At 73.5% G+C, this 21,341-nt stretch carries 26 protein-coding genes and 1 riboswitch; of the genes, 20 read left to right on the top strand and 6 right to left on the bottom strand.

Annotated features, from left to right (window positions below; genetic code table 11):
• Positions 1 to 13 precede the first annotated feature (13 nt).
• The 14 genes from IGA62_RS10110 to IGA62_RS10045 all read left to right on the top strand — a co-directional run bounded on the left by IGA62_RS10110 (position 14) and on the right by IGA62_RS10045 (position 8,151).
• Entirely contained in the window at positions 14 to 493 is a 480-nt protein-coding gene (locus tag IGA62_RS10110) for a DUF3263 domain-containing protein (RefSeq protein WP_145815275.1), read from the top strand.
• Positions 494 to 633: 140 nt separating this feature from the next.
• Entirely contained in the window at positions 634 to 1,071 is a 438-nt protein-coding gene (locus tag IGA62_RS10105; protein ID WP_145815276.1) for a hypothetical protein, read from the top strand.
• Positions 1,072 to 1,109: 38 nt separating this feature from the next.
• Positions 1,110 to 1,955: a hypothetical protein gene (locus IGA62_RS10100; protein WP_145815277.1), complete on the top strand. Its 846-nt coding sequence runs from the start codon at positions 1,110 to 1,112 to the stop codon at positions 1,953 to 1,955.
• 105 nt (positions 1,956 to 2,060) lie between these two features.
• Positions 2,061 to 2,570 carry a GNAT family N-acetyltransferase gene (locus tag IGA62_RS10095; protein ID WP_145815278.1) on the top strand — a complete coding sequence of 170 codons (510 nt, stop codon included), beginning with the start codon at positions 2,061 to 2,063 and terminating at the stop codon, positions 2,568 to 2,570.
• Between the two features lie 274 nt (positions 2,571 to 2,844).
• Positions 2,845 to 3,351, top strand: a complete 507-nt coding sequence (locus tag IGA62_RS10090) for a hypothetical protein (RefSeq protein ID WP_186499698.1) — start codon at positions 2,845 to 2,847, stop codon at positions 3,349 to 3,351.
• A 2-nt stretch (positions 3,352 to 3,353) separates the two neighbouring features.
• The gene (locus IGA62_RS10085; RefSeq protein ID WP_145815279.1) at positions 3,354 to 4,529 is read left to right on the top strand and encodes an SRPBCC family protein; all 1,176 of its coding nucleotides are present in this window, start codon (positions 3,354 to 3,356) and stop codon (positions 4,527 to 4,529) included.
• Positions 4,526 to 4,939, top strand: a complete 414-nt coding sequence (gvpJ, locus tag IGA62_RS31030) for a gas vesicle protein GvpJ (RefSeq protein ID WP_186499699.1) — start codon at positions 4,526 to 4,528, stop codon at positions 4,937 to 4,939. Before IGA62_RS10085 ends, gvpJ (IGA62_RS31030) begins: the two co-directional genes overlap by 4 nt.
• 1 nt (position 4,940) lies before the next feature.
• Positions 4,941 to 5,696: a GvpL/GvpF family gas vesicle protein gene (locus IGA62_RS10075; protein WP_145815280.1), complete on the top strand. Its 756-nt coding sequence runs from the start codon at positions 4,941 to 4,943 to the stop codon at positions 5,694 to 5,696.
• 3 nt (positions 5,697 to 5,699) lie between these two features.
• A complete protein-coding gene (locus IGA62_RS10070) occupies positions 5,700 to 5,960 on the top strand; it encodes a gas vesicle protein GvpG (RefSeq protein WP_198501219.1) in 261 nt (86 codons plus the stop codon).
• Positions 5,957 to 6,343, top strand: coding sequence for a gas vesicle protein GvpO (locus IGA62_RS10065; protein ID WP_145815281.1), 387 nt, complete (start codon positions 5,957 to 5,959; stop codon positions 6,341 to 6,343). The genes IGA62_RS10070 and IGA62_RS10065 overlap by 4 nt, the downstream gene beginning before the upstream one ends.
• Before the next feature lies 1 nt (position 6,344).
• Positions 6,345 to 6,710 carry a gas vesicle protein GvpJ gene (gvpJ, locus tag IGA62_RS31025; protein ID WP_145815282.1) on the top strand — a complete coding sequence of 122 codons (366 nt, stop codon included), beginning with the start codon at positions 6,345 to 6,347 and terminating at the stop codon, positions 6,708 to 6,710.
• Positions 6,700 to 7,536 carry a GvpL/GvpF family gas vesicle protein gene (locus tag IGA62_RS10055; protein WP_145815283.1) on the top strand — a complete coding sequence of 279 codons (837 nt, stop codon included), beginning with the start codon at positions 6,700 to 6,702 and terminating at the stop codon, positions 7,534 to 7,536. Before gvpJ (IGA62_RS31025) ends, IGA62_RS10055 begins: the two co-directional genes overlap by 11 nt.
• Position 7,537: 1 nt before the next feature.
• Positions 7,538 to 7,762 (top strand): gas vesicle protein, encoded by a 225-nt coding sequence (locus IGA62_RS10050; RefSeq protein WP_145815284.1) that lies wholly within the window; start codon positions 7,538 to 7,540, stop codon positions 7,760 to 7,762.
• Positions 7,759 to 8,151: a gas vesicle protein K gene (locus IGA62_RS10045; RefSeq protein WP_222433295.1), complete on the top strand. Its 393-nt coding sequence runs from the start codon at positions 7,759 to 7,761 to the stop codon at positions 8,149 to 8,151. Before IGA62_RS10050 ends, IGA62_RS10045 begins: the two co-directional genes overlap by 4 nt.
• 12 nt (positions 8,152 to 8,163) lie before the next feature.
• On the opposite strand, the gene IGA62_RS10040 is transcribed toward IGA62_RS10045, so the two are convergent.
• The gene (locus IGA62_RS10040; protein ID WP_145815285.1) at positions 8,164 to 10,452 is read right to left on the bottom strand and encodes an AAA family ATPase; all 2,289 of its coding nucleotides are present in this window, start codon (positions 10,450 to 10,452) and stop codon (positions 8,164 to 8,166) included.
• A gap of 491 nt (positions 10,453 to 10,943) precedes the next feature.
• On the opposite strand from IGA62_RS10040, the gene IGA62_RS10035 reads away from it, so the two are divergent.
• On the top strand, positions 10,944 to 13,805 hold the full coding sequence (locus IGA62_RS10035) for an alpha/beta fold hydrolase (RefSeq protein WP_145815286.1): 2,862 nt from the start codon (positions 10,944 to 10,946) through the stop codon (positions 13,803 to 13,805).
• Positions 13,805 to 14,707 (top strand): ABC transporter permease, encoded by a 903-nt coding sequence (locus IGA62_RS10030; protein ID WP_145815287.1) that lies wholly within the window; start codon positions 13,805 to 13,807, stop codon positions 14,705 to 14,707. Before IGA62_RS10035 ends, IGA62_RS10030 begins: the two co-directional genes overlap by 1 nt.
• 51 nt (positions 14,708 to 14,758) lie before the next feature.
• Here IGA62_RS10030 and IGA62_RS10025 read toward each other — a convergent pair whose 3' ends face one another.
• Complete coding sequence (locus tag IGA62_RS10025) at positions 14,759 to 15,028, bottom strand: hypothetical protein (RefSeq protein ID WP_145815288.1); 270 nt, start codon at positions 15,026 to 15,028, stop codon at positions 14,759 to 14,761.
• A gap of 5 nt (positions 15,029 to 15,033) precedes the next feature.
• The gene (locus IGA62_RS10020) at positions 15,034 to 15,342 is read right to left on the bottom strand and encodes a cell division protein DivIVA (protein WP_232624941.1); all 309 of its coding nucleotides are present in this window, start codon (positions 15,340 to 15,342) and stop codon (positions 15,034 to 15,036) included.
• On the opposite strand from IGA62_RS10020, the gene IGA62_RS30890 reads away from it, so the two are divergent.
• Together IGA62_RS30890 and IGA62_RS10015 are read left to right on the top strand one after the other, a co-directional pair.
• Positions 15,232 to 15,477, top strand: coding sequence for a Scr1 family TA system antitoxin-like transcriptional regulator (locus IGA62_RS30890; RefSeq protein ID WP_222433296.1), 246 nt, complete (start codon positions 15,232 to 15,234; stop codon positions 15,475 to 15,477). The genes IGA62_RS10020 and IGA62_RS30890 overlap by 111 nt on opposite strands.
• Positions 15,468 to 15,659, top strand: a complete 192-nt coding sequence (locus tag IGA62_RS10015) for a DUF397 domain-containing protein (protein ID WP_145815289.1) — start codon at positions 15,468 to 15,470, stop codon at positions 15,657 to 15,659. The genes IGA62_RS30890 and IGA62_RS10015 overlap by 10 nt, the downstream gene beginning before the upstream one ends.
• 83 nt (positions 15,660 to 15,742) lie before the next feature.
• On the opposite strand, the gene IGA62_RS10010 is transcribed toward IGA62_RS10015, so the two are convergent.
• Positions 15,743 to 17,110: a CBM96 family carbohydrate-binding protein gene (locus IGA62_RS10010; protein ID WP_145815290.1), complete on the bottom strand. Its 1,368-nt coding sequence runs from the start codon at positions 17,108 to 17,110 to the stop codon at positions 15,743 to 15,745.
• A gap of 142 nt (positions 17,111 to 17,252) precedes the next feature.
• On the opposite strand from IGA62_RS10010, the gene IGA62_RS10005 reads away from it, so the two are divergent.
• Positions 17,253 to 18,083: a peptidoglycan recognition protein family protein gene (locus IGA62_RS10005; protein WP_145815291.1), complete on the top strand. Its 831-nt coding sequence runs from the start codon at positions 17,253 to 17,255 to the stop codon at positions 18,081 to 18,083.
• 6 nt (positions 18,084 to 18,089) lie between these two features.
• Here IGA62_RS10005 and IGA62_RS10000 read toward each other — a convergent pair whose 3' ends face one another.
• On the bottom strand, positions 18,090 to 18,767 hold the full coding sequence (locus IGA62_RS10000) for a hypothetical protein (protein WP_145815292.1): 678 nt from the start codon (positions 18,765 to 18,767) through the stop codon (positions 18,090 to 18,092).
• 96 nt (positions 18,768 to 18,863) lie between these two features.
• A complete protein-coding gene (locus tag IGA62_RS09995; RefSeq protein ID WP_145815293.1) occupies positions 18,864 to 19,595 on the bottom strand; it encodes an A24 family peptidase in 732 nt (243 codons plus the stop codon).
• A 133-nt stretch (positions 19,596 to 19,728) separates the two neighbouring features.
• Positions 19,729 to 19,864, top strand: a riboswitch (SAM riboswitch).
• Between the two features lie 10 nt (positions 19,865 to 19,874).
• On the opposite strand from IGA62_RS09995, the gene thrC reads away from it, so the two are divergent.
• Entirely contained in the window at positions 19,875 to 21,161 is a 1,287-nt protein-coding gene (gene thrC, locus IGA62_RS09990) for a threonine synthase (protein WP_145815294.1), read from the top strand.
• Positions 21,162 to 21,341: the final 180 nt, after the last annotated feature.

Here is a 21,341-nt window from a genome sequence, read left to right as displayed (position 1 = left end):
CCCGAGGAGCGCCATGCAGCCGTCCGCCGACGCGTTCCCCGGCCGTGCCGACCGCGCGGAACCAGCGTCGTCGCCGTCCTCGCGTGGAGTGCCCCCGCCCCGGTCCGCCCCGGAGGTGGAGTCCAACGCGCCTGGCTCGGAGCGCACGCCCGGGACGCCCTCGGCACGGCCCGCTCCGGCCGACGCGGAGGCGTTGCCCCGGGAGTCCGGTGGCAGGGATGCCACTGGCCCGGAGGCGCCGCCCGGGGACGCCGGTGCCGCGGACGGGCTGACCGAGCGTGAGCGGGGGATGCTCGCCTTCGAACGGCACTGGTGGCGGCACGCCGGGGCCAAGGAACAGGCCATCCGGGACACCTTCGGTCTCTCCGCCACCCGGTACTACCAGCTCCTCAACGCGCTGCTGGACAATCCGGCCGCCCTCGCCGCCGAGCCGTTGCTGGTGGGTCGGCTCCGCCGGCTGCGCTCGTCCCGGGCCCGGAACCGCCGCCGCTGACCGGCTGGCGGTCCGCGTACGGCCAGCGGAACGTGACCGCCGGGTGCCGGCGTGATCCGGGGCATGTCGGCGGGCGGGACGGGTAGGCGGGTCCTGGGCCGGTTCGAGCGGGAACCGGGGGCGAGGAGGGGGAAGCGGGCATGGCGGCAGGCTGGTACGCCCACCGTCCGGCGCTGGTGCTGACCGCCACCGCGCTGGCCGGGGCACTGGCGGGCTGGCTGGCCCGGTCCCGCGTGGCGCACCGGGGCACGGGCGCACCGACCGTAGCGCCGCCGCCCGGGTCGACCGGGACGCGGCCGACCGTGGCGCGACCCACCGAATCGGAGCCGGGTGCGCCGGAGCCGACCGTGGCGCGACCCACCGGGTCGGAGTCGGGTGCGCCGGAGCCGAGCGGGGCGCGACCGGCCCGGACCGGGCCGACGCGGGGGCCGTCCCCGATGACGGAACCCGTGCCGTTTCCGGAGGGGGCGGCGGTCGACGCGCCGTACACCGCCGAGGAGCCCTACAGCGGGCGGCCCCGGTACTCCCCGGCGGCGCGTCCACGGCGAACCGACGTTCCCGGCGGCACGCCGCCGTGACGGACCACGCCCGGCCACCGACGGGGGGAGCACGATCGATGATGCAGGTCAGATCCGCTTCCACGGCCTCGCCCGGCCGGCTGGAGAACGAGGACCTGGTCTTCCGCTTCGGGCCCCTGGTCGGGGTGCTCGACGGCGCGACCGTGCCCGACGGCTTCGACACCGGCTGTGTCCACGGTCCGGCCTGGTACGTCCGACATCTCGCCGCCCGGATCGGGTTCGCCGAGGCGACGCGCCCGGCCGCCACCCTGATGAGCAACCTCGCGGCGGCGATCCTGGCGGTCCGGGCCGACCACGGCGGCGTCTGCGACCTGGACCACCCCGGTACGCCGTCGGCGACCGTCTGCCTGCTCCGCGACGGTGGGGACCGGGCCGACTACCTGGTGCTCTGCGACAGTCCCCTGGTGCTGGACACCGGCCGGGTGGCGGTGGTTTCCGATGACCGGCTGGCTACCGCCCTGTCCGAGCTGCGCGCGGTGGCGCACACCGTGCCGGCCGGGGCCGACGACCCGGCCACCCGGTTCCGCCGGGCGGTCGCCGTGCAGCGGGAACGGATGAACCGTACGCACGGCTACTGGGTGGCGGCCAGCGACCCGGATGCGGCGTACCACGCCGTGACCGGGTCGGTGCCGCTGCGCGGGCCGGACGCGCTGCGCCGGGCGGTGCTGCTCAGCGACGGTGCCTCCTGCGCGGTCGAGCAGTTCGGCCTGTTCGGCTGGGACGGTCTGCTGGACCTGGTCACCACCGAGGGGCCGGGCGCGCTGATCGAACGGGTCCGGACCGCCGAGCGGGAACAGCCGGACCGGCTGCGGCGGACCAAACGTGCCGACGACGCGTCGGTCGTCCTGTGTGAGTTCCCGGGGCCGGCCGACGCCGGAGCGTGACCAGGAACACTCACCCCGGCCGACCGGCCGGTACCGGCCCGCCGGACCGGTGGTGCGCGGCGGAAGGGTGGACGCCGGTCGGGTGGGGCCGGCAGACTGCGGCACGTGGCAGGTGGGGTCCGGCTGGAGCCGGTGGACGAGCGGAACCTGGAGCCGCTGCTCTCGGTGGCCGCCGCCGAGGCGGAGCCGAGTGACGTGATGCCGCCGGTGGAGGCACCGGCCGGTTGGTCGGCGGCCCGTCGGGAGGCGTTCCGCGAGTTCCACCGTGCGCACTTCGGCGGCTTCGACGGTCCCACCGGCACGGTCATGTTCGCGATCCTGCTCGGTGGTGAGGTCGTCGGCATGATCCGGATGGCCCGCCGGGCGGAGCCCGGCACCGTGGAGACCGGCATGTGGCTGGGGCTCTCGGCCCGGGGCCAGGGAATCGGCGCGGCGGCCCTGCGGGAACTGCTCAACGTCGCCGCCGCGCACGGCATGCGCACCGTGGTGGCCGAGACGACCGTCGACAACACCGGGGCGCTCGGTGTGCTCTCCCGGTGCGGCGCGAAGCTACGCGAGGACGGGCGAAACGTACACGCGGAAATCTGCCTGGATTCCGCCCCGCCGGCGCCGTAACTCATTTTCTTCGCCTTTTTCGAACGCTGCGGAGTATCCGTATCCCGGATACCCGTCTGTCCGCTTTGACCTGGCTGTTCGGCGAACATGCGCCTTTCCGGGGCTCCGGTGATGGCGTTCCGAGGTTTTGCTGTCAGGGGCCCGGGTACTGCCGACCCAGTCCGTTGAAACGGGACTGCCCGAATGGGCGCACTTGTCGTTTTCAGGCCCCGGAATTGTCAGGACCTCGCGTATCGGGGCTATTGCGCCGCACCGGGGAGGTAAGGAGTGGACCATGAAGAGCGGGACACGAATCGGGCTCGCCGTCGGTCTCGGCTACGTCCTCGGCCGGCGTCGCCGGCTGCGTACCGCCCTGACCCTGGCCGCCGCCGTGGCGGCCGGACGGATGAGTCGGGACCCGGCCGGACTGCGCAGGCTCGGTGACGTGGTGCAGGCGTCCCCCCAACTGCACAACCTGAGCCGCCTCGGTGGACCGCTGGTGGGTGCCGGCCGCGCGGCGGCGACCGCCGCCGTGGGCAGTGGCATCGACACGGTCAGCGGCAGGCTCCGGGGTCGGGCCGACGCGCTGCGCCGAAAGGCTGGCGGTGCCGGTGCCGGTGGCGACGGCGACGGGGGTGCCGGTGGCGACGGCGACGATCGTGCCGGCGGTGGCGACGATCGTGCCGGCGGTGCGACCGGCGGGCAGCGGGACGCCAGTGGGCGGACCGGCGGGAACGCTGGCCGGGGAGCCGGGGACGACAACGACCCGACCGGGGACGCCGCCGGGCAGCGGGGGTGGTGACCATGTCGGCACCCGCGAATCCGGGCCTGAACCTGCGCGGCAAGCTGCGCGACCAGTTGCTCCGCGACGTCCGGGACCTGGCCGCTGCGATCGGTGAGCGGGCCGTCGCCGCGGTGACCGAGCGGGTCACCGGCGCGACCGGCCGGCTCGGTGAGTACGCGAAACAGGGCGGCGGACCGGGCCTGGTCGCGGCGGCGACGGGCACGCAGGCGCTCGCCGAGGGTAAGTCACCGGTACGGGCGATGGTCAGCGCCGGTCTGGCCGGCGGTAAGGAGAAGTTGATGGCGGCGGTCGGTGCCCGGGGCGGGAAGAACCGGGGCGGGAAGAACAAGCTCAAGGTCACCAACATCGTCGAGACGATCGAGGTGGGTGTCCCGGTGCGGGTCGCCTACAACCAGTGGACGCAGTTCGCCGACTTCCCGAGCTTCATGAAGAAGGTCGAGAACGTCGACCAGGAGTCCGACGAGAAGCTGACCTGGAAGGCGCAGGTCTTCTGGTCGCACCGGACCTGGGAGTCGACCATCGTCCAGCAGGTGCCGGACCGGCACATCCACTGGCGTTCCAAGGGGGAGAAGGGTTCGGTCGACGGGACGGTCAGCTTCCACGCGGTGGCGCCGGACCTCACCCGGATCCTGGTCGTGCTGGAGTACCACCCGCAGGGCCTCTTCGAGCACACCGGCAACCTCTGGCGGGCCCAGGGCCGACGGGTACGCCTCGAACTCAAGCACTTCGTCCGGCACGTGATGACCCAGGCCGTGCTGGAGCCGGACGAGGTCGAGGGCTGGCGTGGCGAGATCCGCGACTCCCAGGTGGTCAGGGACCACGAGACCGCGCTGCGGGAGGAACGGGAGCGCGCCGGGGCGGAACCGGAGGAGGGCGGGGAGCCGGCGGAGGGTGGCCGGGAACGGGCCGGTCGCGAACGGCCCGCCGAGCGGGCCCGCCGCCGTCCGGCACCGCGTCGCCGTCCCGCCGAGGAGGAGTACGAGGACGAGTACGACGAGTACGACGAGGAGCCGGAGTACGAGGAGCCGGAGGAGGAGCCGCGCCGCCGACGTCCGGAGCGGGCCGCCCGTCCGCAGCCCCGCGAGGAGCCGCGTCCCCGTCCGGTCGTCCGGCGTACCACGGACGGCCCCCGCCGGCCGATGGTCCGGCGTCGACGTGAGGACCGCGACGAGTGAGCAGCGAACCGGCCGGGAACGGGGTGCTGGACCGGGGTACCACGTCGAGCCTGGCGGACGTCGTCGAGACCGTCCTCGACAAGGGTGTGGTGATCGACGCCCAGGTCACCGTGGGAGTGGTCGGGATCCCGCTGCTGGAGATCAACGCCCGCGTGACGGTGGCGAGCATCGAGACGTACCTGCGTTTCGCCGAGGCGGTCGACCGGCTGGACGTCACGCCACGGGAGGGGCCGGGCCTGGGCGGGCTGGTGGAGGGCGTCACCGACGCCGCCCAGGGCCTGACCTCCGGGCTCGGCGGCACCGCCCGGGACTTGGGCGGCACCGCCCGGGACTTGGGCGGCACCGCCCGGGACTTGGGTGGCACGGCCGGGGACGTCGGCCGGTCCGCCCGGCGGAACGGGGGACGCTGAGATGGCCGGGCGGACCGGGACGTTCGTCTACGGCATCGTCCCCGCCGACGTGGAGCCGACCGAGGACGCCGTCGGGGTGGGCGATCCGCCGGGCGAGGTGACCGCCGTGGTCCACGGTGAGCTGGCCGCCCTGGTCAGCGAGGTGGAGCTGGAACAGCCGTTGGGTCGGCCCGTGGACCTGACCGTCTACCAGGAACTGCTCGACGCGACGGCGGCGGTGGCCCCGGTCGTACCGGTGCGGTTCGGCACGGTGGTCACCGGGCCGGACGCGGTGCACGACCTGCTGGACGCCCACCGGGACCGCTTCCGGACCGCCCTGGAGGAGTTCGAGGGACGGACCCAGTACACCGTGCGGGGCCGGTTCCAGGAGGCGGAGCTGATCGGCGCGGTGCTCGCCGAGAACCCGGCCGCGGCGCAGCTCGCCGAGCAGGTGCGCGGGCGGCCCGAGGCGGCCAGCCGGGAGCAGCGCATCCGGCTCGGCGAGATCATCAGCCAGGCCGTGGAACTGCGCCGGGAGGCGGAGACCCGGGAACTGGTCGACGTGCTCGGCCCGGTCACGGTGACCAGCACGGTCCGCCCACCCGGGCACGAACTGGACGCGCTGCACGTGGCGTTCCTGGTCGACGCCGACCGGGTGGACGAGTTCGTGTCGGTGGCGGAGGAGTTCGCCGGCCAGCGGCGGGAGCTGGTCCGGATGCGCCTGCTCGGCCCGCTCGCCCCGTACGACTTCGTCGACGCACACCACCTGGCGGGGTGAGCGGTGGACATCCTGTGGGCGCTGCTGACCCTGCCGTACGCGCCGGTGCGCGGGCTGACCGCGGTGCTGAAGGTGGTGGCCCGGGAGGCGGAGTCCCGGCAGCACGATCCGGTCCACGTCCGCCGTGAGCTGGAGGAGATCGACGCGGCGGTGGCGGCGGGCGAGCTGACCACCGAGCAACGGAACCGGGCGCAGCAGCAGGTCCTGGACCGGCTCGTCGGCGGATCCGGTCCCGGCCGGCGCGAGGGGGGCGAGCGAGGGTGAGACCGCACCGGAGCGGGCCGGAGTCCCGGTACGCGGGCCCGGGTCGGCGTGAGCCGGCCGACGACCCGTACGCCGCCGACGACGACGAGTACACCGACGACGACGAGTACGAGGAGGAGGCCGAGCCGATCACGGCCGGCGAGGCGGCCCGGGTGGGACTGCGGCAGGTCAGCCAGCTCACCGGCCGGGACCCGTCCGGGGTGATCTCGGTGCAGCCCACCGGGGACGGCTGGCGGGTCGGGGTGGAACTGGTGGAGGACCACCGCATCCCGGCGTCGACCGACCTGCTCGGCCTCTACGAGGTCGACCTGGACGCCGACGGTGAGGTGCTCTCCTTCCGGCGGGTACGCCGCTACCAGCGGGGCAAGGGCGAGGTGGCCTGAGATGACCACGGGACAGGTTCCCTCGGTGGTGCAGAACTCGGGGCAGGTGCTGCCGGCCGGACACGAACCGGCGAACCTCGGCGACATCCTCGAACGGGTGCTCGACCGGGGCATCGTCATCGCCGGTGACATCCGGGTCAGCCTGCTCGACATCGAGCTGCTGACGTTGAAGCTGCGGCTGGTGATCGCCTCGGTCGACACCGCGCGGCAGATCGGCATCGACTGGTGGGAGCACGATCCGTGGCTCAGCTCCCGTGCCCGTCCGCCGATCGAGCCGGGACCGCGTGACCCGGAGGAGGTCGAGGCCGAGCGGCGGGCGCGGATCGCCGCGCGCAGCGAGCGTCTGGAGGACCGGGATGAGGCCTGATCCGGTCGTCACGACGGCACCCGCCGGCACCTGGCTGCACGGCATCGTCCCGGCGTCCGTCGCCGGGGCGCTGGCCCCGGTGGCCGGTCTGGCCGACAGGCCGGTCCGAACGGTCCGCGGGGCCGGCCTGGCCGCCGTGTTCAGCGCCGTCCCGCTCGACGAGTACGGCGAGCAGCCACTGCGCCGCAACCTGGAGGACCTGGGGTGGTTGGAGCGCACCGCCCGCACACACCACCGGGTGGTGGACGCGCTGGCCCGCACCGGTCCGGTGGTGCCCGCCCGGCTGGCCACCGTGCACACCGACGAACGCCGACTGGCGGCGCTGCTGCGCGACCGTGGGGCCGACCTGAGCGCCACCCTGGCCCGGCTCGCCGGCCACCAGGAGTGGGGCGTCAAGGGCTACCTGCTGCCCGGCGGCCCGGCCCCCGGTGACACCGGTCCGGCCGTACCGGGGACGACCGTCGGCGGTGCGGAGGCACCGGTGGCCGGCGGGACCGGGGCGGGAGCGGCCTACCTGCGACGGCGTCGGGCCCAGTTGCAGGCCCGGGAGGACGGTCAGCAGGTCGCGGCGCGCAGCGCGGCGGCGGTGCACGCGGAACTGGCCGGCCATGCGACCGAGTCCTGCCGGCACACGCCGCAGGACCGCCGACTCTCCGGTGCGGCCCACCCGATGGCGCTCAACGGTGCGTACCTGGTGCCGGTCGAGGGGCTCGCCGGGTTCCGCGCGGCCGTCGCGGCGCTCGCCGCGCGCCACCCGGCGCTTCGGCTGGAGCTGACCGGCCCCTGGCCGCCGTACTCCTTCATCGTCGGGCAGCCCGGGAGCTGACATGGGTATCACCCCGCTCGTGCCGAGCAGCGCCGACGACCCGCTGGCCTACCGTCCGGTGGCCCTGGTGGACCTGCTCGACCGGGTCCTGGCGACCGGGGTGGTGGTCAGCGGCGACATCACCATCTCCATCGCCGACGTCGACCTGGTGTACGTCTCGCTGCGCGCGCTGATCTCCTCGGTGGGCGCGCTCACCCCGCCGGAACCACCCGGTGGTGCCGGGTGACCTCCCGGGACGAGGCCGCCGGTCCGGTCGCCCGCGACGAGGCCGCCGCGCTGGCTGCCGCGCTCGGTGAATCGCCGTGGCAGCCGCCCCGGGTGACGCCCCTGGACCGGCGGCTCGCGGTGGACCGGGACTCGGTGGAGAAGGGCCTCGCCAGCCTGGTGCTGACCGTGGTCGAACTGCTGCGCCAGCTGATGGAACGGCAGGCGTTGCGCCGGGTCGAACTGGGTGACCTGACCGACGAGCAGGTCGAGCGGATCGGGGTGACCTTGATGGCGCTGGAGGAGCAGATGGGCGGGCTGCGTGAGTACTTCGGCCTGGCTCCCGAGGACCTGAATCTGGACCTCGGTCCGCTCGGTCCGCTGTTGCCCACCGACAACCCGCTCCGCTGACCCGACCGCCGGTCAGCCCTGGCGTTCGGCGGCGTACGCGGCGAGCCAGGCGACCTGTGCCGGGTCCAGGGAGGGGCGGACCCGGGTCCGGGCCTGCTCGACGTGCGCGGCGGTGACCGTGGAGGCGGTCAGCGACTCCCGCATCGCGGCGAGCGCCGCCTCCCGGACGAGCGCGGCACAGTCCGCCGCCGAGAAGCCGTCCAGCGACCCGGCCAGCCCGGCGAGGTCCACGTCGTCGGCTAGGGGCACGTTGCGGGCGGTGGCCCGCAGGATCTCCACGCGCGCCTCGGCGTCCGGCGGCGGGACGTAGACCAGCCGCTCCAGCCGTCCGGGCCGCAGCAGTGCCGGGTCGATCAGGTCGGGGCGGTTCGTCGCGCCCACCACGACCACGTTGCGCAGCGTCTCCACCCCGTCCAGTTCGGTCAGCAGCGCGGCGACCACCCGGTCGGTGGTGCCCCCGTCGGTGGCCTGGCCGCGTACCGGCGCGAGCGCGTCCACCTCGTCCAGGAAGATCAGCGTGGGGGCGGCCTCGCGGGCCCGGCGGAACAGCTCCCGGACGGCGCGCTCGCTCTCGCCGACCCACTTGGAGAGCAGCTCCGCGCCCTTGACCGAGAGCACGTTCGCCCGGCCCGAGCCGGCCAGCGCGGTGACCAGGTACGTCTTGCCGCAGCCCGGCGGGCCGTAGAGCAGCACGCCGCGCGGCGGCTGCACGCCGAGCCGGGCGAAGGTGTCCGGGTAGGTCAGCGGCCAGAGCACCGACTCGGTCAGCGTCTCCTTCACCTCGACCAGGTCGCCGACGTCCTCCAGGGTGACGGTGGCCAGCTCCAGCGTCGCGGAGGCCATCGAGGTGGGGCGGACCACCTCCAGGGCGGCGGTGAAGTCGGCCATCGCCACGGTCGGCGTGTCCGTCGACTTCTGCCGCAGCGCCGCCCGTACCCCCGCCTCCCGGACCAGTCCGGCCAGGTCGGCGGCGACGAAACCCGGCGTACGACCGGCGACCTCGTCCAGCCGTACGTCCCCGGCGAGTGGCATCCGCCGGGTCAGCGCGGTCAGCTGCTCCCGGCGCAGCGCCGCGTCGGGCAGCGGCACGGTGATCGGCAGGGAGAGCAGGTCGGGGGAGCGCAGTGCCGGGTCGACCGCCTCCGGGCGGCTGGTCGTGCAGACCACCGCCGCCCCGGCCCGTACGGTCTCCGCGACCACCTGCCGGAAGACGGTGGCCAACGGTCCGGGCTGGTCCGCCGGGGCGAGCGCCTCCACGTCGGTGACCAGGAGCACCGCCGGTCCGTCCGCGCGGGCGGCGGCCGCCGCGGCGCGCAGTCGTTCGGCGGCGGCCTGGTTGGTCAGCGCTGCCAGCTCCGGTGCCCAGACCGGGTGGAGCCGGGCCCGCACGGCGGCGGCGACCGCCCGGACCAGCGCCGACTTCCCCGATCCGGCCGGCCCGCTGAGCAGCACGCCGAGCGACACCGTGGTGTTCAGCCGGCCGAGCACCTCCCGGTGGTGGAACCCGAGGTCGAGCAACTCGGTCAGCTCCTCGGCCTGGGTGCGCAGGCCGGGCAGTTCGTCGACGCCCGGCGCCTGGGCCGGGTCCGCCTCCCCGACGGTTCCGACCGCGTCGTCGCGGTGGCCGCCCGTCCACCCGCCCGACGGACGGGAGTCGGGAGCGCGCGTCGCGAGGGAGCCGGGGGCGCTGGTGCGGGATCCGCTCGGGGCGGGACCGCCGTGGGTGACCGGACCGTGCTCCCAGCCGACGACGGTGTCCATGGTGACCAGCGATCCGGCCCCCGGCTCGACGGCGACCACGGTGAGCAGGGCGCTGGTCCAGGCGTATCCGACGGTGTTGGCGAGGCTGCGCCGCGCGGCCTCGACCAGCGGGCGGACCGGGGCGTCCGGGCTGACGTCCTGGGGCAGCAGCGAGACGTCGTCCCCGGCGGTGACCACCTTGCCCAGCAGGGCGAGCCGGAGCATCTCCGGCGAGACGACGGCGACGATCTCCACCGGGCCGCGCAACGTCACCCGGACGGCCGCGGTGAGCGACATCGGGCTGAGCGTGACCTGCCCGCCGTCCCGGACGCCCAGGTTGCCGAGGATGAGGTCGTCGGCGTGGAGCAGACCGGTGCCGGCACCCGGTTCGGCCAGCGCCACGATCCCGGCGGTCTGCCGCCGCCCGGTCAGCCGGACCGGGTCGCCGGGACGCAGGGCCAGTGCGGTGAGCACCTCCGGGTGCAGCCGGACGACGCCCCGACGGGCGTCCAGGGCTGCCGGCCGCAGGCTGGCGATCAGGGTGAGTTCGGGTTGGGCCACCCGCCCGAGGTTAGCCGCCGCCGCCCAGGTCGACCCCGGGTCGAGGCGGGGGACACGCGGCACTGCCGCCGGGACGAGGGGGTCGGAAGGTCGCCGGGTCGGTGGTGGTGCGGACCACCGATCCGGCGACCGGTCCGTGAGGCGCGGCGGATGGGGTCGGGCACACGCCCGATCCGGTCCGGTGCACCGGACCGGAAATGTACCCGGAAGGCTGGGCGCGCTTCGCCCTCCGACCGGGCCGTTCCGCCCGGACCTGCCCCGGCCGGTCGGAGAGTGACGGCGTGAAAGCGCTCGGTGAGAAACGCGTGGTGGCATGGCGGTGTCTCACGGTATTCCGGGGGAAGGTTCCGAATTCACGAGATGCGAATTCAATACGCCGGATTGCGCCGAGGGGTACGCGGTCGACCAGGTCGGTTCGCCGATCGGCCGAGGCGGACGGCCGTACGGGGGATCCCAGCCAACGCTCAGGATCGACGCCGTACCGTGATCCCATGCCAACCCTGTCGGTCGCGCGGCTCCGGCGTGCCCTCCCCACCGGTCGCCGGCTCGTCGCCGCCTCGGTGGCGACCGCGCTGGTCGCCGCCGCCGTCGGATGGGCGGTGTGGCCGGAGCGGCCCGCCTACACGACGGAGTCCGCGTTGCTGACCGTCCGCTCCGGACCGTCCGGCGACGAGCCGGTCGACCTCGACACCACCCTCTACCTGCCCGAGGGTGCCTCGGCCGACAGCCGGGTGCCGGCGGTGCTGCTGGCACACGGCTTCGGCGGCACGAAGGAGACGGTCCGCACCGACGCCGAGGAGATCGCCACCCGGGGCTACGCGGTGCTGACCTGGACAGCGCGCGGCTTCGGCCGCAGCGGCGGGCAGATCCACCTGAACAGCCCCGACCACGAGGTACGCGACGCGCAGCGGCTGCTGGACTGGCTGGCCGCCCGGCCGCAGGTGCGCACCGACGCCGCCGGTGACCCGAGGGTCGGCGTGGTCGGCGGCTCGTACGGCGGCGGGCTGGCGCTGCTCCTGGCCGCCCAGGACCGGCGGGTCGACGCGATCGTGCCCATGATCACCTGGAACGACCTGCCCCGGGCGTTCCTGCCGGAGAGCACCGGCCGCCCGGCGACCGAGGGGGTCTTCAAGAAGGGCTGGGCCGGGATCTTCTTCGGCGGGGCGGGCGCCGCCCCCGCCGGCCTGACCGGCCCGCCCGGCGGCGACGCCGAGGAGGAGAGCGGGGACGACGGCACCGGCGAGGGCGAGCCGGCCGGGGACACTCCGGGCGGACCGACCGTGTCCGGCTCCCCGCCGGGCGGCGGTGACCCCGCCTGCGGCCGGTTCGCCGCCGACGTCTGCGCCGCGTACCTGCGTATCGCCGCGACCGGCCGGGGCGACCAGGCCGCCGTCGACCTGCTCCGCCGGTCCAGCCCGGCCACCGTGCTGGACCGGATCAAGTCCCCGACCCTGCTGGTGCAGGGCACCGCGGACAGCCTCTTCCCGATCGCCGAGGCCGACGCCAACGCGCGCGGCATCGCGGCCAACGGCACCCCGGTCCGGGTCGCCTGGTTCACCGGCGGGCACGACGGCGGCGACGGCCCGGAGACCGACTCGGACCGGGTGAAGTTCCTGACCGTGCAGTGGCTCGACCACTACGTCGCCGGCAACGGTTCCGCCCCGGGCGACGACTTCACCTGGTCGCGGATCGCCGGGTTCGACGCCCTCGACCGAGGGCTGGTGGCCACCGGCTACCGCACCGGCGACTACCCGGGCGTCGGCGGCGACGAGCGGCGCGAGGTGACCGTGACCGGCCCGACGCAGCCGATCGCCAACCCGCCCGGCGGCAACCCGGCGGCGATCTCCTCGTTGCCGCTCGCCGGGTCCTTCTCGTCCCTGCTCGACGGGGTCGCCGGTGATCTGCCCGGCCAGCACGCCCGCTTCGAGTCCGCGCCGCTGGGCCGGGCCGTCGACGTGGTCGGCGCACCCACCGTGAGCATCCGGGCCGCCGCCCCGACCGGGGAGGCCGTCCTCTTCGTCAAGCTCTACGACGTCGCCCCGGACGGCACCGCCACCCTCCCCAGCGGCCTGGTCGCCCCGGTCCGGCTGAGCGGGCTGCCGGCGACCATCGAACAGGCCCGGCCGGTCACCGTCACGCTGCCGGCGATCGTCCGCCGGATCGAGGCCGGCCACCGGCTGCGGGTCGTCGTCGCCACCAGCGACCAGGCGTACGCCACCCCGGCCGAACCGACCGTCCACACCGTCGCCATGGGAGACGGGCCGGTCGTGCTGCCCTCGGTGACCGGCGAGCCGATCCCCACCACGGCCACCGTCTGGCGCTGGGTGCTCGCCGGACTGCTCGCCACCATCGTGGTCGGGCTCGTCGTGCTCATCGCCGTGCTCCGTCGCCGGCACCGCCGTCAGGACAGCTCCGTGCACCCGGCGTACGCGGGCACGCCGCTGGCCGTCCGGCAGCTCCGCAAGGAGTACGCCGACGGTTTCGTCGCCGTGTCGAACGTCGACTTCGAGGTGCACCCCGGTCAGGTGGTCGGGCTGCTCGGGCCGAACGGGGCGGGCAAGACCACCACCCTGCGGGTGCTGATGGGGCTGACCCAGCCCACCGCCGGGGAGATCTACGTCTTCGGGCACCGGCTGGTGCCCGGCTCACCGGTGCTCTCCCGGATCGGCGCGCTGGTCGAGGGGCCGGGCTTCCTGCCGCACCTCAGCGGCCTGGAGAACCTGAAGGCGTACTGGCGGGCCACCGGCCGACCGGAGGCCGAGGCGCACTTCGACGAGGCGCTGGAGATCGCCGGCCTCGGCGCGTCGGTGCACCGCCGGACCAACAACTACAGCCACGGCATGCGGCAGCGGCTCGCCATCGCCCAGGCCATGCTCGGCCTGCCCGAGCTGCTGGTGCTCGACGAGCCGACCGACGGCCTGGACCCGCCGCAGATCGCCGAGATGCGCCGGGTGCTCCAGCGGTACGCCACCGACGGCCGGGCGGTGCTGGTCTCCAGCCACCTCCTCGCCGAGGTGGAGCAGACCTGCACCCACGCCGTGGTGGTCAACAAGGGGCGGATCGTCGCCTCCGGCCCGGTCGAGGAGATCGTCGGCGAGTCGCCGAGCGTGCTGTTCGACGTCACCGACCCGGACGCCGCGCGCGAGGTGCTGGCCCGGCTGGACGGCGTACGGGTGCTGCCCGACTCCGACGGTCAGCTCGTGGTGGACACCAACGGCACCGCGCGCAGCGAGGTGGTGGCCGAGCTGGTCCGGGCCGGGGTCGGGGTGGACCGGGTGGTGCCCCGGCGTCGTCTGGAGGATGCCTTCCTCGCCCTGGTCGGCGAGAACTCCCGGGGAAGCGGGGACCGGTGATGGAGTCTCGGGAAAGCGGGGGACCGGTGATGACGACGTCGTCCGCCACGGTGGGCGCGGCCCCCGGTTACCGCCCGTCGGCGACCCTGCCGTTCTGGGCGGAGTTCCGCCGACAGGCGTCGCGCCGGCGTACCCAGCTCGCGCTCGGGTTCATGGTGCTGCTGCCGCTGATCATCCTGATCGCGTTCCAGTTCGACTCGGGTGACGACGACGACAACGGTGGCGGCGAGTACGCCAGCCTGGTCGAGTTCGCCACCACCGGTGGACTGAACTTCACCCTCTTCACCATCTTCGTGTCGGCGTCGTTCCTGCTGGTCGTGGTGGTGGCGCTGTTCTGCGGGGACACCGTGGCCAGCGAGGCGAGCTGGGGGAGCCTGCGCTACCTGCTGGCCATCCCGGTGCCCCGGGCCCGGTTGCTGGCGGTGAAGCTGCTGGTCGCGCTCACCTACTCGGCGCTGGCGCTGCTGACGCTCGCCGGCACCGCCCTGCTGGTCGGCACCCTCCGGTACGGCTGGTCGCCGCTGCGCAGCCTGGTCGCCGCCGAACTGGCCCCGGGGGAGGGGCTGCTGCGGCTGCTGGCCGTCCTCGGCTACCTGGCGGTGGTGATGCTGGTCGTCGCCGGCCTGGCCTTCCTGCTGTCGGTGACCACGGACGCGGCGCTCGGCGCGGTCGGCGGCGCGGTACTGCTCTGGATCCTGTCCAGCATCCTCGACCAGATCACCGCCCTGGGCGTGCTGCGCGAGTTCCTGCCCACCCACTACAGCAACGCCTGGCTGGGCCTGCTCTCCACACCCGTGCAGACCGACGACGTGGTCCGTGGCTGCGTCTCGGCGATCTGCTACGCCACCCTCTTCTGGGGGCTCGCCTTCTGGCGTTTCACCCGCAAGGACGTCACGAGCTGACCGCCGGCCCCGCCACCACCCGGATCGGCCCTCCGTAGGACGCCGCGATGGTCAGCGCCGTCGTGGGACGGCACCTCCCGGTGGCCGGCAGGGGCCGGCGTGCGCGGCAGGCAGGGGGCACCGGCCGCCGCCGGGCAGCCGTGCGTCGCACCAGACCCGGGTACGCCTGCCCTGGTCGTCCTCCGCGCTGACCGTCACCTCGCCGAAGTCGAGGACGTCGACGTGCCCGAGGGAGTCGCGCAGCGCGGCGGCGAGCGCGACCACGGTGGCGAGGCTGGTCAGCGTGGTCGGCAGGTGGATCACCCAACGGGGATCGTCCATCGTGGTCACCGGCGCGGCGCCTGGTCGACCCGGCATCCGGCGTGTCGGGTCTGCCACTGCCGAAGCCCGTCCCGGATCCGGTCGGCCTGTTCGGTGGTGGCGACCACCTCCCGGTGGAGCCGGTCCAGCTCGGCGGCGACCCGGTTGAGGTAGGCATGGACCTGCTCGGGCGCGAAACCACCCCACCGCCGGTCGGAGACGGCGTGGCGGATCTGGTACGGCCGCAGTCCGGTCCGCGCCAGGTAGACGCCGGACCGGCCTTCATCACCGCCGATCTCGCTGAGGGCAGCAGGGTCGCCTACCTCGACAACCAACTGTCCGGTCAGATCGTGGACCAGCCGGAGGAGGTTGCCAGGCTGGGTGTGGCTTGGGATGCTCTGCGCGGCGAGGCACTTCCGGGTCGACAGAGCCTGAACCTTCTCAAGGAGGTGGCACAGACGTGGACATGACTGGTGCGGAGTGGCGGAAGGCGACCCGCTCATCCTCGAACGGGGGGGCCTGCGTCGAGGTGGCCGACAACCTGTCAAGTGTCGTTCTCGTACGCGATTCCAAGGACCGCGACGGCGGTGTCCTGGCCTTCGCCCCCGGGTCGTGGCGGACGTTCATCAGCGAGCTCCCCGCGCGTCCCTGATTCCGCTCGCGTGATCGTGGTGGGAAGTGGCCCCTCCCAGGGCCACTTCCCACCACGATCAACTGTGCTGGTGTCCCGGATGGTCAGTGGCAGGTGCCAGCGCCGCTGTCGGTGAAGGTCTGGTTCGCCACCGGCAGGAAACGCCACTGGTAGATCCCGGGGACCAGGGTCAGCTTGAGCACCCCGTAGGTGGTGCCGTTGCGGATCTCGCTGTTCGGCACGATGGTCCCGAAGTCCGGCTGGAGGGAACGACCGCCCGTACCGACCACGAACTGGCGGATGCCCTGCACGGGATCGTCCACCCGGGTCGGGGTCTGCGGGGCGAACCGCTCGTACTGGTGGGCGTGGCCGGTGAGGAGGATCTCGACGTCCGCGTCGTAGAGCGCCTGGAAGAGCGGGAGCAGCTCCGCTCGTTCCCGGTCGCCGGAACTGAAGATCGGGTGGTGCCAGTACGCCAGGGTGCACCGCGCGGGGTTGGCGGCCAGGTCGGCCTGGAGCCAGCGTTCCTGGGGCGAACCGACGTGACACCCACCGACCTTGCTGCAGTTGGAGTTCAGCACGATGATGTGCCAGCCGCCGGCCGGCATGTCGTACGAGTACCAGCCCTCGTCGGGCCGGCCGGCCGCGGCACCGAAGTATCCGAAGTAGCCGGCCGCGTCGGCGGTCAGGTACTCGTGGTTGCCGACGGCGGGTTTGGTGCGGGCCTTGTGTCGCCCCCAGGTCGGCCCGTAGCAGTTGGCGAACTCGGCGGGAGTGCCCTGTTCGTACACCAGGTCGCCGAGGGCCGCCACCGTGCCCGGTTCCCGGTCGAGGATCCGCGCGGTCTGCTCGTCGGTGTCCCGGTCGCAGGAGGCGATGTCACCGGCGGCCAGGAGGACGTTCTCGCCGGTGCCGGGGATACCGGTCTCCACGAGGAGTTGCGGTGCGGTCGAACCGCTCTCCCGGTTGTCGTAGTAGGCGCCGTTCGCGTCGGCGGAGCTGATCCCGAAGCTGACGATCCCGTTGTTGATCACCGCTGCGGTGACCTCGACGTCGTACCAGGTGTTGGCGGTCACCTGACCGTAGGCGCCGAGCGGTGAACCGATGAGGGCGGGACGGTTGGTGTAGGTCAGGCTCGTCTCCAGCCAGCCGGTTTCGCTCCGCTGCACGGTGCCGCCGGTGCGGCTGCCGGCGTCGGGGATGGTCGACACGTGGATGCGCAGCCGGGCGTGGATCACGGGGTCCAGGAGACCGGTGACCGAGAACTTCAGGTAGGAGATCCGCGTCGGGCTCCCGGCCACTGCCAGCACCGGTTGGCTGTCGAAGTTGCTGTTCGGCGCGCTCGCACTCACATAACTGTCGTTGGTGGGGTAGAAGACGAAGTTTCCGTTGGCCCGTACCGGAGGGGCGAAGGTGAGGGTTCCGGCCAGGATCGCCAGGACGAGCGCTGCGGCGTATCGGGATCTGTGCACCTGTCGCCATCCCTTCGTGGGCTTGGGATGCCAGTCCACTCCCGACCCGTCACGGACCAGGCACCAGGTGACGCCTCCCGGTTGATGGGGCATTGACGACCGCTGTGGTGCGCTCGGTGCCCCGACCGAAGGCAGAACCACCATGAAGGTCCCCGGAATTCCCTTCGTCCAGGGCCGCAACGCCTACCGCGACCAGGACGGTCTGAAGTACGGCATCGCGATCCACTCCACGGCCAACGACGCCACCGCCGAGCAGGAGGCGGACTACGCCACCCGGCGCACCGACGGGGTCAGCTCGCACTTCTACGTCGACTCGAACTCCATCGTCCAGTCCCTGGACACCGACGCCCGCGCCGGTCACGCCGGCTCAGGCACCGGCAACGAGAACGCCATCGCCGTGGAGATCACCGGCACCAACGCCAGATCCCGACAGTGGTGGCTCGACAACGTGGCCTGGGACCGGCTCGCCGCCGTGCTGGCCGTGGTCTGTCGCCGGCACGGCGTCGTGCCCCGCCGCGCCACTGTGGCCGAGATGAGTTCGAACCCACGGGTCCGGGCCTTCTACGGCCACGACGACATGCGGCTGGCCTGGGGTGGCACCACCCACACCGATCCCGGCGCGAACTTCCCCTGGGACCACCTGCTGACCACGGTCGAGCAGGCCATCGATGACAGTGAGGACGACATGACCCCCACCCAGTTCCTGGCCATCCTCCAGGACCCCGCCGTCGCCCGGACCATGCGCGCCCTGCCCTGGCAGTACGTCGGCGGAGGCATCCCGACCGACTACTCCACCCTCCGGGTGCTCAACGAGACCTTCGAGAACGTCCGGGACCTGCTGATCCGCAACCCCAGCGAGGAGATCGTCCGTGGGGTGCTGGCCACGCTGACTCCGGAGGCCATCGCCGCCGCGATCCCGCCCGACCTGGCGCAGAAGGTCGCCGCCGAACTCGCCCGGCGGCTCGCCGACTGACAGGCGTCAGGCGGCGGCGTCGGTGTGGCTCACCTCCGGGAAACGGGAACCGGAGAGACGGTGGACGGCGGTGCGGCGGATATTCAGCTCCGCCATGGCCGCGTCCGCCGCCCGGGTGAGGTACACGACGGTGGCCTTCCGGTCGGTGATCCGGATCGACTGGACCGGGGTACGGTCGCCCAGGTCGGTGACGGTGACGTAGCGCGGCTCGCCGCCGACGTTGCGCCACACCACCAGGCTCCAGAAGCGTCCCGTGCCGCCCGTCTCCAGCATGACGGCGCCGACCGCGTCGGCCGCCCCGTCGCCGTCGAGGTCACCGATCGCGCAGGGCTCCTGGAGCAGGACGGTCGCGCCGTCCTCGCCGCTCCAGCGGCCCTCGTGCAGCGGCAGGTGATCCGGGTATCCCTGGTACCGCACCGTGCTGCTGCCCACCTGCGCGTCGCGGAGGTCCCCGCAGGTCAGCGCGCGTACCTTGCGTCGTGGCGTCTTGGTGGGGCTCGGGGTGGGGTCGGCCCGTGCCTCGTCGTCCCGGTCGGTCGACGGGGTGACGACCTTCTTCGCGGAGGAACCGGCCGCCGGCCGGCTGTCCCGGGACCGCTTCTTCTTGCCGCTGCCACTGCCACCACAGGCGGTCAGTACGCAGACCAGCACCAGTGCCACCACTGGCACGATCCTCCGACGCATCGTCCGCCACCTTTCCCTCGAACCGGTGAGCGGGACAGTACTGAATGGATGCCAGTGCCGGTCGAGGGCTGATCCGCGGATCGCGGGACGGCGGGCTCAGGAGGCCGTGACCGCCGGCCACCAGGTGACCGCCGGCACCGCCAGCAGCGCGCCGACCAGGAGCGCCGGACCGAAGGGCATCGCCGTCCGCCAACCGACCCGGCGGGTGGCGAGGAGCACCAGCAGCACGGGGACGTTCACCACCCAGGGCAGCACCACGCCCAGGACCACCGCCTCCCATCCCAGCCAGCCCAGGTACCAGCCGAGCAGCGCGCCCACCTTCGCGTCACCGACGCCGAGGCCACCGCCGGGCAGCAGCACCATCCCGGTGAGGACCAGGCCGACCACCAGGCAGGCGAGCAACCCTCGCCACCAGTCGTCCCACGCACCGCTCCGCAGGGCGACGGCACCGAGCAGCACCGGAGTGGCCGCCAGTGCCGGCAGCACCACCTGGTCGGGCAGCCGCTGGCAGGCGACGTCGATGACGCCGAGCAGCACGCCGAGCACCGTGAGGGCGAGGAAGAGCGGCAGTACGGCCACCGGTCCCAGCGCCGCCCCGAGCAGCCCACCGGCCAACCCGGCGATCGAAGCGGTCAGCCAGCGTGGCACCCCCAGCCGGTGTCCGCACCCGCACCGGGCCGCCACCCACCCGCGTGCCCCGGCCGCCAGCGGGGCACCGCACGCGGCACAGTCCCGCCGGACGGGCTGCCCGTACGGCACGGCGAGGCGGTACGCCACCGCCGGGACGAGCGCCCCCGCCACCCCGCACCCCAGCGCAGCCGCCAACACCGCCGCACCCTATCCCTCCTGCCCCGGGGCCCACCCTCCCGCCGGGGACCGGCGAGGGCGAGGTGGCTCACAGCGTGGGAAGGAGGGTCGGCAAAAGCGCAGGCCGCTCGTAGAATCTGCTGCACAACTGAATACCTCATCCAGAGGGGCTGAGGGATACGGCCCGACGACGCCCCGGCAACCACCCCGTGCGCTCAGAGCTGAGCGTCCGACGGGGCAGGTGCCAAATCCGTCCCCGCCGCAGGGTGCGACGCGGGGAAAGATGAGAGGACCCTCGACATGACGTCGACGATCGTCGCCCCCGGTATCGACACCACCGCCAGCCCCGCCCGCGCCCTCGTCTGTCGCGCCTGTTCGGCCCGGTACCCGCTCGCCGCCCAGCACGCCTGCTACGAGTGCTTCGGCCCGCTGGAGGTCGACTACGACACCGCCGCGCTGGCGCGGGTCACCCGGGAGCAGATCGAGGCCGGCCCGCAGAACCTCTGGCGGTACGCCGCCCTCCTGCCCGCCGGCCAGGACCCGGCCACCCGGGTCACCCTCGACCCCGGGCTGACCCCGCTGGTCGCCGCCGGCAACCTCGCCGCCGAGCTGGGCATCACCGCCCCGCTCTGGATCAAGGACGACAGCGCCAACCCGACCCACTCGTTCAAGGACCGGGTGGTCTCGGTGGCGCTGACCGCCGCCCGCGCGCTCGGCTTCACCCGCTTCGCCTGTGCCTCGACGGGCAACCTGGCGAACTCCGTGGCCGCGCACGCCGCCCGGTCCGGCGTGCCCTCGGTGGTCTTCATCCCGGGTGACCTGGAACAGGGCAAGGTGATCACCACCGCCGTGTACGGCGGCGACCTGGTCGCCATCGACGGCTCGTACGACGACGTGAACCGCCTCTGCGGCGAACTGGTCGAGACCGACGAGTTCGAGGACACCGCGTTCGTCAATGTGAACGTCCGTCCCTACTACGCCGAGGGGTCGAAGACCCTCGGGTACGAGGTGGCCGAACAGCTCGGCTGGCGGATCCCGGCGCAGGTGGTCATCCCGATGGCCAGCGGCGAACTGCTCACCAAGATCGACAAGGCGTTCAGCGAGCTGGTCGAGATCGGGCTGGTCGAGGCCCCGGCCGGCGGCTGGAAGGTGTTCGGCGCACAGTCGACCGGCTGCAACCCGATCGCCACCGCCCTGCACGCCGACACCGACACCATCACCCCGGTCAAGCCGACCGGTATCGCCAAGTCGTTGAACATCGGCGACCCGGCGGCCGGCCTCTACGCCCTGGAGGCGGTGCGGCGTACCGGTGGGTGGATGGACCACGCCGACGACGAGGAGATCCGCGCGGGGATCCGGCTGCTCGCCCGGACCACCGGGGTCTTCGCCGAGACGGCCGGCGGGGTGACCGTCGCGGTGCTGCGCAAGCTGGTCGCCTCCGGCCGGCTGGACCCGACCGCCGAGACGGTGGTCTTCAACACCGGCGAGGGACTGAAGACCATCGACGCGGTCGCCGGCCAGGTCGGCCCGACGCACCGGATCAAGCCGTCGCTGCGTGCCGCCCGCGACGCCGGGCTGCTCGGCTGACCTGCGTCTCGTCCCGACGGATCGGCCGAACCGCCCGAACGGGGGATCGGGTCGATCCGTCGGGTAACCGACCGTTCGCCCAGGGTACGAAAAACCACCCTCCAGGGACTTGACGTCAGTAACCGGTCAGGCGCAGGATGCTTCCTGCGGGAGGGCGTTCGCCGAAGACTTTTCAAGCCT

The sequence above is a fragment of the Micromonospora sagamiensis genome, from assembly GCF_014680085.1.
GTDB lineage: Bacteria > Actinomycetota > Actinomycetes > Mycobacteriales > Micromonosporaceae > Micromonospora > Micromonospora inyonensis.
Note: the sequence above shows the minus strand (reverse complement) of the source record. Positions and strands in the feature narration are given on the sequence as shown.

What these genes read in the sequence shown, in the direction of transcription:
- IGA62_RS10050 (WP_145815284.1), top strand. Translation starts at nt 7,538, where the DNA reads ATGGGTATCACCCCGCTCGTGCCGAGCAGCGCCGACGACCCGCTGGCC.
- IGA62_RS10090 (WP_186499698.1), top strand. Translation starts at nt 2,845, where the DNA reads ATGAAGAGCGGGACACGAATCGGGCTCGCCGTCGGTCTCGGCTACGTC.
- gvpJ (WP_145815282.1), top strand. Translation starts at nt 6,345, where the DNA reads ATGACCACGGGACAGGTTCCCTCGGTGGTGCAGAACTCGGGGCAGGTG.
- IGA62_RS10085 (WP_145815279.1), top strand. Translation starts at nt 3,354, where the DNA reads ATGTCGGCACCCGCGAATCCGGGCCTGAACCTGCGCGGCAAGCTGCGC.
- IGA62_RS10075 (WP_145815280.1), top strand. Translation starts at nt 4,941, where the DNA reads ATGGCCGGGCGGACCGGGACGTTCGTCTACGGCATCGTCCCCGCCGAC.
- IGA62_RS10100 (WP_145815277.1), top strand. Translation starts at nt 1,110, where the DNA reads ATGATGCAGGTCAGATCCGCTTCCACGGCCTCGCCCGGCCGGCTGGAG.
- IGA62_RS10110 (WP_145815275.1), top strand. Translation starts at nt 14, where the DNA reads ATGCAGCCGTCCGCCGACGCGTTCCCCGGCCGTGCCGACCGCGCGGAA.
- IGA62_RS10030 (WP_145815287.1), top strand. Translation starts at nt 13,805, where the DNA reads ATGGAGTCTCGGGAAAGCGGGGGACCGGTGATGACGACGTCGTCCGCC.
- IGA62_RS10025 (WP_145815288.1), bottom strand. Translation starts at nt 15,028, where the DNA reads ATGGACGATCCCCGTTGGGTGATCCACCTGCCGACCACGCTGACCAGC.
- thrC (WP_145815294.1), top strand. Translation starts at nt 19,875, where the DNA reads ATGACGTCGACGATCGTCGCCCCCGGTATCGACACCACCGCCAGCCCC.
- IGA62_RS10005 (WP_145815291.1), top strand. Translation starts at nt 17,253, where the DNA reads ATGAAGGTCCCCGGAATTCCCTTCGTCCAGGGCCGCAACGCCTACCGC.
- IGA62_RS10105 (WP_145815276.1), top strand. Translation starts at nt 634, where the DNA reads ATGGCGGCAGGCTGGTACGCCCACCGTCCGGCGCTGGTGCTGACCGCC.
- IGA62_RS10035 (WP_145815286.1), top strand. Translation starts at nt 10,944, where the DNA reads ATGCCAACCCTGTCGGTCGCGCGGCTCCGGCGTGCCCTCCCCACCGGT.
- IGA62_RS10055 (WP_145815283.1), top strand. Translation starts at nt 6,700, where the DNA reads ATGAGGCCTGATCCGGTCGTCACGACGGCACCCGCCGGCACCTGGCTG.
- IGA62_RS10000 (WP_145815292.1), bottom strand. Translation starts at nt 18,767, where the DNA reads ATGCGTCGGAGGATCGTGCCAGTGGTGGCACTGGTGCTGGTCTGCGTA.